7 protein-coding genes are annotated in these 6,569 nt (G+C 66.8%); all 7 read right to left on the bottom strand.

Going from position 1 to position 6,569, the window contains the following annotated elements; translation table 11 throughout:
- Positions 1-33: 33 nt before the first annotated feature.
- Positions 34-570 carry a (2Fe-2S)-binding protein gene (locus A4R44_RS24265; protein WP_067585021.1) on the bottom strand — a complete coding sequence of 179 codons (537 nt, stop codon included), beginning with the start codon at positions 568-570 and terminating at the stop codon, positions 34-36.
- Positions 557-1,444, bottom strand: a complete 888-nt coding sequence (locus tag A4R44_RS24270) for a xanthine dehydrogenase family protein subunit M (protein ID WP_067585026.1) — start codon at positions 1,442-1,444, stop codon at positions 557-559. The genes A4R44_RS24265 and A4R44_RS24270 overlap by 14 nt, the downstream gene beginning before the upstream one ends.
- 13 nt (positions 1,445-1,457) lie before the next feature.
- Complete coding sequence (locus A4R44_RS24275) at positions 1,458-2,102, bottom strand: hypothetical protein (protein ID WP_067585029.1); 645 nt, start codon at positions 2,100-2,102, stop codon at positions 1,458-1,460.
- 49 nt (positions 2,103-2,151) lie between these two features.
- Positions 2,152-3,489: an MFS transporter gene (locus A4R44_RS24280; protein ID WP_067585033.1), complete on the bottom strand. Its 1,338-nt coding sequence runs from the start codon at positions 3,487-3,489 to the stop codon at positions 2,152-2,154.
- 386 nt (positions 3,490-3,875) lie between these two features.
- The gene (locus A4R44_RS24285) at positions 3,876-4,373 is read right to left on the bottom strand and encodes a MarR family winged helix-turn-helix transcriptional regulator (protein ID WP_198545424.1); all 498 of its coding nucleotides are present in this window, start codon (positions 4,371-4,373) and stop codon (positions 3,876-3,878) included.
- 293 nt (positions 4,374-4,666) lie between these two features.
- Entirely contained in the window at positions 4,667-5,968 is a 1,302-nt protein-coding gene (locus A4R44_RS24290) for an NtaA/DmoA family FMN-dependent monooxygenase (protein WP_067585036.1), read from the bottom strand.
- 60 nt (positions 5,969-6,028) lie between these two features.
- Positions 6,029-6,569, bottom strand: a 541-nt coding sequence (locus tag A4R44_RS49240; protein ID WP_198545425.1) for an MFS transporter, incomplete at its 5' end; no start/stop codon positions are given.

Raw genomic sequence — 6,569 nt, forward strand, 5'->3', positions numbered from 1 at the left:
GTCAGCGGGAGCCGGGTCAACCTCCGCGGTGCATCAGCGGCGCTGTGGCAGCTTTTCCGCGTTCTCCTGGGAGGAACCGGTGTTCCGGACCTCCCGGATGCGTTCGAGAGCCAGCTGCACGGCCGCGACGATGTTGCGGTATCCGGTGCAGCGGCAGAGATTGCCGGACAACGCGACCTGAATGTCCTCTTCGGACAATTCGCGCTCCTCCAGCAGCAACGGCTGCAGCGACATGAGGAATCCCGGAGTGCAGAAGCCGCACTGCAGCGCGTGCTTCTCGTGGAACGCCTCCTGAAGGATGGTGAGCTCGTGGTCAGGCCATCCGTCGGTAAGCCCTTCGACCGTCCGCACCTGGCGGTTGCGTGCCTGCACCGCGAGTACCAGGCAAGAGCGCATCGGGGTGCCGTCGATCTCGACCGTGCAGGCACCGCAGACGCCGTGCTCGCAGCCGACGTGAGTGCCGGTGAGCCGGGCTTCGTGGCGGATGAAGTCCGACAGCAGCAACCGGGGCTCGATCCGGGCGCGGTACGGGCAGCCGTTCAGCTCGATCTCGACCTCACGCTTTTCCATCGTCTTCTCCTTGTGCCCGTGCGGCTGCGGTCAAGATCGCGCGACGGACGAGGACTTCGATGAGGCTCGTCCGGTATTCCGATGAACCGTGGATGTCGCCGCTCGGCGAGACCGCGTCGACCGCCGCGTGGGCCGCGGCGGCCGCGACGTGCTCGGTGATCTTCTCTCCCATCAGGAGCTTCTCGGCCAGCTCAGCCCGTACTGGCGTAGGCGCCGCACCCAGGAGTGCGATGGCTGCGCCGCAACAGGCGCCGGAACCGTCGAGAGTGACGAGGACGGCAGCGCCGCCGAGCGCGAAGTCGCCGTGGCGCCGGGAATACTCGGCAAGGGCGTAGCCGCTGCCGGGGGCGACTTCCGGCACCTCTACCTCGACGAGGAGTTCGTCGGGTTCCAGGGCCGTGGTCAATGCGGAAGAGAAGAAGTCACGCCACCCGATCGTGCGGGTTCCCCGCTGTGATCGGGCGGTGAAGCGGGCGTCGAGCGCGACGAGGGCGACCGGAATCTCGGCAGCCGGGTCCGCGTGCGCGACGCTGCCGCCGACGGTGCCGCGGTTGCGGATCTGGGGGTGCGCCACCCAGCGCACAGCTTCGCGCAACAGGGGCCAATGCCTGGCTGCGAGGTCCGAGCGTTCGAGGCTGGCGTGCCGCGTCAGCGCGCCGATCTTCAGGGTGCCGCCAGTCCTGCGGAGGTAGGCGAGTTCGCCGAGCCCGTTGATGTCGATGACATGTTCGGGCGCCGCGAGGCGGAAATTGAGGAGGGGGACGAGGCTCTGCCCGCCGGCGAGAACTTTCGACTCGTCGCCGTACTGGGACAGCAGCGCGAGTGCCTCGCCGAGGCCGGTCGGGTCGTGGTAGGAGAATGAGGGCGGTTTCACGGAAACCTCGCAATCAGGTCGTGGTGGGCGCGGTCCGGGCCGCTGAAGTTCGCTTGCGGGCAAGCAAGACGGCCAGTGCGAGCCCGGCGATCGCGGACGTTGCGAGGTAACGCCGGCGCGATGCGGTCCAGGAAACGAGCCGGGCAAGGGAGTCCCGTTTCGCGCCTGGGTCGTCTTCGGTCATGGTAACCGCGCCCGCGCTCACCGGCGTGTTGCGGCGCAGTCGTTTTTCGAGCGCGGTTCCGAATTCTGCTGCGTGCCGGGCGAGCGCATCTTCCGCTGCATGCCCGTCGAACCAGCGGGCGTTGCCCGCGGTCGTCAGATCGACCTCGATCTGGACGCGGGTGGCTCCCCGGTCGACGGAGCGGAGGCGGCTGGTCAGGGTCAGTGCGGCGATGCCCGGCCCGGCAGATTGCCGAGCGCGCACGGCGAGGCTGACCGTGTGGTCGTCGTCATCGATGTCCTGGACGGAAACGAGGCAGCGAATGTCCTCGGCGTCGTCGCGAGCGGGCCGGAAGCTGCCCCTGACAACACTGTCCGAGGAGGCCCGTTCGACGGTGAATCCGCGGAGGCATTCCGCCGCCTGCTCGATGTCCCGCATGGCTGCGTGCACCGTGTCGACGGGTGCCCCGACCGTGAATCCGCCTTCGATTCTCATGTGGACCTTTCTGCCATTGTTCGTCCGCCCGCGTCTTGTGCGCAGTTGCTCACGCCTGGTGGAGGTCTACCTTGCGGGTGTCGCCGAGCACGCCCGCGCACACCGCGCTGACGACGCAGAAAACGGCGATCATGAGCGAGACAGCGGTGACGCCGGCACCGGTTTCCGCCAGGACAGAGGCGACCAGCGGACCGATGCCGCCGCCGATCAGCCCGGCGAACTGGTAGGAGACGGACGCGCCGGTGTAGCGGTACCGGGTCGGGAACAGTTCGGAGAGCAGAGACCCTACGATCCCGACCGTCGCTCCGTTGAGGAATGTCATGCTGATCACGAAGACCGCGGTGATCGCCAGCGGGGAGCCGGTGCCGACCATCGGAAACGCGGCGAACGCGAACGCTCCGAAAAGGAGCGTGGCCGGAATGTACACGGTCCGCCGGCCGATTTTGTCGGAAAGCCAGGCGAACAACGGGACCGTGACGAGCATTCCGGCGAGCGAGACGATCAGGCCGTCCAGGAGCACCTGCCGGGGGAGACCGAACTTGGTCGTCGCGTACGAGATCAAGAAGGTCGTGATGATGGCCTGTGCCATGAACGGGCCCGCGTACACGCCGATGCCGATCAGCAGGCGGACAGGCCGTTCGCGAACGACGGCGAGGAGCGGCGACCGGGCGGGTGTCCGGGCGGCCTCGCTCCGTCCTCGCTCAGCTTGGAAGACCGGGCTTTCTTCGACGCGAAGGCGGATGTAGAGACCGATGGCGATCAGCACGCCCGAGGCGAGGAACGGCAACCTCCAGCCCCACTTCAGGAACTGGTCTTCGCCCAGGCCGCCGAGCGCGCCGAACGCGGTGTAGGCCAGCAACACGCCGCAACCGGAGCCGACACCGGTCGCGCTGCCGAAAAAGCCTCGATTCGACTCCTTCGCGTGCTCCACCGACATCAGCACGGCACCGCCCCACTCGCCGCCGACGGCCAGCCCCTGAACAAGGCGGAGGACAACCAGCAGAATCGGTGCGAGCGACCCGATTTGACCCGAGGAGGGGAGCAGTCCGATGAGGAAGGTGCTGGTGCCCATCAGCGCCATGGTCCAGATGAGAACCGACTTGCGGCCGACCTTGTCCCCGAAGTGACCGCCGATAATGCCGCCCAGCGGACGCGCCGCGTAGCCGATCGCGAGCGTCGCGAACGAGGCGATGGTTCCGACGACCGGGGAAGTCGACGCGAAGAAGACCTTGCCGAACACCAGGCTCGCCGCGGTGCCGAAAGCGATGAAGTCGTAGAATTCTACAGTCGTCCCGATAAAACTCGCGGCGTAGATGCGCCTGGCCTGGCGCCGCCGCTGGCCGGCTGACGCCTGCGCGGCGGTGACCGACGGGTTGCTGGTGGTCATGGTTGCCTCTTGTGCGGTGAGGTGGGGTTCTTGGCGGGCGAGCAGGTAAGCGGTGCGGGTTGTCGAGGGGATGCCGCGCCGGTCCCCTTCGCAGGAGAAGCCGGATTCTCCCGCGAGGGTGCGGAGTTCTCGGTCGCTGGTGCGGACCGGATTCCGGCGTGGGGAAGATAGTACGAGGACTGACGACTGATCACAAGGGTTGCGCCGCGCTGGCAGTATGACAAAAGATGCAGGTGACAGGCGTGTTGCGAGCGTGTCACCGTTATTGTGACCGACCTGGGCCAGCGGGTTCGCTGCAGATGGCCCGACCGTTAGTCGAGGCTCGGACTAACCCGCACCGCCGATGACCGGGAGGGCGGCTTCGCGCACAGGAATCCCGGGTCGGCTCACCTCTCGGCGACGTCCTCCCATTTTTCGGCCAATGTGGACAGCAAGTCGACGATCAACTGCTGTCCGGCGGGTCCATAGCCCTCCATCAAGATTTTGTCGAGGGCGCGGGCGCGCCGGAGCAGGGCCGCGGCGGCCTCGGTGCCCGCGTCGGTGAGGTAGAGCAATCGTTTTCGCCCGTCTTCGGCCGGCTTCTTGCGGATCAGCCAGCCGCGTTTCTCGAGCCGGGCCACCACGCTGGCCATGGTGGACCGGTCGAGCGAAACGGAAGTGCCGAGCATTCCCTGCTCCACGCCCGGGTAGTTGTTGACAGCGAGCAGGACTGCTTGCTGAGGCCCGGTGACAGTGGGGTCGACCTGACTCTGCCACGCGGCTTGGTAAGCCTGGTAGAGGCGGCGCAGGACGTAGCCGGGCGCGGTGACCATCTCGGGCGGCGTCGGCAGCTCGCGGCGGTCGGCCGGCTCCTTCGCCGGATGGCCGGAGGTTTCGGTACTCACCTGGGCAGCATAAGCGTTTCGGCGGCCGGAAAGCGCGTCCGGACTGATCGGGTGCCGCAGTGCGGGGCCGGCCGCAGGATGTTTCGCGCGCAAGTCATCAGCTCCTGGACGAAAATAGTCAGCGTATGGATTACCCTGTCGTGGACAGCGTCAGCGGCGTTCGGCGGTGTGCTGAGCAGGCGCGGCGAACTGCTGGAGTCGGCTTGCCGGGACCCGTCGCGCTGCGGATTCCAGTCCGGCTCAGCCGGAGCACCCGGCGGCGGGCACGGAACGAACCGCCTGGCTGGCCGGGCTCAGTCGAACAGGTTGTCCCGGAGCGTCGCGGCGCTGTACTCCGTGCGGAAGACTCCTCGCCGCTGCAGTTCGGGAACCACCGATCGGCAGAACTGCTCGTGCGACGTCGGGAACGTCGTAGGCATGATCACGAAGCCGTCGCAGGCCTCGGACTCGAAGAGATCCTGGAGTGCGTCGGCTACCGATGCCGGAGTGCCGACGAGCGCCTTGCCCCGCGACTTCTTCGCCGCTGCTTCGGCCAGAGTCACTCCGCTCTTTTCCGCGATCTGGATCAAGCGGTCCGTCCCGCCCCGGGTGCCCTGGTTTCCCCGGGCCTTGGCCAGTTCCTCGGCGGTCTTTGTCTTGCTCAGGTCCGCCCCCGCCGACAGGGAGGCGTACGCGAGGTCGTATTCCTGATGCTGAAGGCTGTCCAAGTAGTCGGCGCGTTCCTGGGCGATGGACTCGGTTTCGCCCAGGATCGGGGTCACCGCGGGAAGGATTTTGCACGAGCGGGGATCGCGTCCCGCCGCGGCCATCCGCTGGCGCATGTCGTCGGAGAACGCCTGCATCGTCGCCCGGTCGTAGGGCGGGGTGAAGATCAGCTCAGCCCATCGTGCGGCGAACTCGCGCCCGCGGTCGGAGCTGCCGGCCTGCATGACGACCGGGCGTCCTTGGGGGCTCCGCGGAGTGGGCAGCGGTCCGCGCGTCTTGATCCATTTGCCTTCGTAGTTGGCATAGTTCACCTTTTCGGGGTCGCCGAAGCGCCCGCGTTCCTTGTCGAAGACAAAGGGGTCCGGGTCCCAGGTGTTCCAGAGTGCGAAGCAGGCTTCGAGAACTTCGTCGGCGCGGTCGTAGCGTTCGCCGTGCGGCAGCATTCCTTCCATGCCGGCGTTGGCCGCTTCGAGATCGTTGGTGGAGGTCACCACGTTCCACGCGATCCTGCCTCCGCTGAGCATGTCGAGCGAGGCCAGGCTTCGTGCGATGTGAAAGGCGTTGTGAAAGCTGGTCGAGATCGTCGCTCCCAACCCCAGGCGGGACGTCACCCTGGCCATCAGCGGGATCACGGTCATCGGGTCGAGGTAGCTGTTCTGCCCACCGGACCTGATGAACATCTCCAGGCCCTGATAGGTGTCCGCGACGCCGAAGAGATCCGCGAAGAAGGCGCCGTCGAACTTGGCCCCCTCGAGAACTTGTGCGATCTGCTCGTAGCGAACCGGGTCGAAGATGTCGTGCAGGGTTGCTTCCGGGTGGCGCCAGCCGCCGGAGTGCAACGCGGTCGGGCCGGTTTTCATGTAGGCGATCAAGCGCATTTTGCGAGTCATGCAATGGCTCCTGGTTAGGGTGATCGGCGTTCTCGTCCGGGTTTCGCGAAGGCGGCCAGGTCAGGCGTTCTGGAGATCGGTTTTACGGGTGTCGCCGACGAAGACGGTGCAGACGGCGCTGACGACGCAGAAGGCCGCGGTCATGACCGCGACCGCGCCTGGCCCGGGTCCTCCGGGAGCGAGGAAGACGGCCGCGAGGAGAGGGCCGATGCCGCCGCCGATGAGGCCTGCCATCTGGTAGGCGACGGACGTCCCGGTGTACCGGTACTTGGTCGGGAAGAGTTCGGAAAGCAGCGCGCCGTTCGTTCCCGCCGCGGCGCCGTTCAGGATCGCCATGCTGATGACGAAGGCCAGCAAGATGATCGGCGTCGACCGGGATTCGAGCATGGGGAACATGAAAAAGGAAAACACCGCGAAGAGGGCCGCCGCCGGGACGCGCACCATGCGGCGGCCGACTTTGTCCGACAGCCAGGAGAACAGAGGGATCGCGAAGATCATGACTACGAGCGCGATGTTGAGAGTGTCGAGGAGGCTCTTGCGGGAAAGCCCGAACTGGGTCGTCGCGTAGGAGATCAGCGTCGTGCTGACGATCGCCTGCGCC

This window comes from Amycolatopsis sp. M39, assembly GCF_001651785.1.
GTDB classification, from domain to species: domain Bacteria; phylum Actinomycetota; class Actinomycetes; order Mycobacteriales; family Pseudonocardiaceae; genus Amycolatopsis; species Amycolatopsis rubida.

Bases quoted from the DNA above. Each gene is read 5' to 3' on its own strand.
- A4R44_RS24280 (WP_067585033.1), bottom strand. From the start codon at position 3,489: ATGACCACCAGCAACCCGTCGGTCACCGCCGCGCAGGCGTCAGCCGGC.
- A4R44_RS24275 (WP_067585029.1), bottom strand. From the start codon at position 2,102: ATGAGAATCGAAGGCGGATTCACGGTCGGGGCACCCGTCGACACGGTG.
- A4R44_RS24290 (WP_067585036.1), bottom strand. From the start codon at position 5,968: ATGACTCGCAAAATGCGCTTGATCGCCTACATGAAAACCGGCCCGACC.
- A4R44_RS24265 (WP_067585021.1), bottom strand. From the start codon at position 570: ATGGAAAAGCGTGAGGTCGAGATCGAGCTGAACGGCTGCCCGTACCGC.